General features: G+C 26.8%; 2 protein-coding genes. One reads left to right on the plus strand and one right to left on the minus strand.

What is annotated here, in order from left to right:
- A partial coding sequence (locus AMN70_RS01735; RefSeq protein ID WP_143323400.1) for a GltB/FmdC/FwdC-like GXGXG domain-containing protein occupies positions 1 to 375 on the plus strand: 375 nt, incomplete at its 5' end.
- On the opposite strand, the gene AMN70_RS01740 is transcribed toward AMN70_RS01735, so the two are convergent.
- Positions 372 to 923 (minus strand): alpha/beta hydrolase (locus AMN70_RS01740; protein ID WP_075501295.1); only part of this gene is annotated, 552 nt, incomplete at its 5' end. The two genes, AMN70_RS01735 and AMN70_RS01740, sit on opposite strands and share 4 nt — an antisense overlap.

Below are 923 nucleotides of genomic sequence, written 5' to 3' on the forward strand. Positions count from 1 at the left end.
GTTGAAGGATGCGATTCTAATGGTTGTGAATATATGACAGGAGGAATAGCTGTAATTTTGGGAGAAGTAGGAGATAATTTTGCAGCAGGGATGACTGGTGGTATGGCATTTGTTTATGATATTTCAAAAAATTTTATAAAGAAAGTAAATCCAGAGTCTGTTGTCTGGCAACAAGTAGAGACAGAATTTTGGATAGACAATTTAAAAAACTTATTAATAGATCACGCGAAAAATACAGACTCAAAATTATCTAATAAAATATTAAAAGATTTTGATAATCAATTAAAAAATTTTATTCAAGTGTGTCCTAAAGAAATGTTAGATAAGCTTGATAATCCAATAACGTTTAAGAAAACGATAAAAGAAGTAAGTTAAATAATCATATTTAATTCTCGAATTAAAATTTTAAGCCATTTTTTTGATGAAAGGCTATGATCACCTTTTTTAATTATAACTAGTTTTTTTTTTGCTTTTTTAAACATTCTTAAAATCATTCTTGAGTAATTAACAGGCACTGACTCATCTTTCTCACCATGTACCATAGTTACTTTTAAAACCTGATTAAAATTTTTATTTAAAACTTTATTTTTTCTACCATCTTTAATTAATTGAAGTGAGATTGGATATTCATATTGGCCATGTTTAAGATTTATAATTCCCTTTGAGGAAATTTCTTTTTTCATTTTTTTTGTAAATTTCCTCCACATCAATTTTTCTAAAAATTCAGGGGCTGAGCCTATACCTAAAAAACCTTTGATTTGTTTCTGGAAAATTTTAAACTGATTAAGTGCTATCCAAGCTCCCATACTTGATCCTACTAATATAAAATTATTTTTTCTGACAATTTTTTCAATTAATAATTTTGTTTCTTTACTCCATTTACTAATATTTCCTTTAATGAATTCACCTGAAGATTTCCCATG

The organism is Candidatus Pelagibacter communis, assembly GCF_001179925.1.
In the GTDB taxonomy this organism is placed as follows: domain Bacteria; phylum Pseudomonadota; class Alphaproteobacteria; order Pelagibacterales; family Pelagibacteraceae; genus Pelagibacter; species Pelagibacter ubique_E.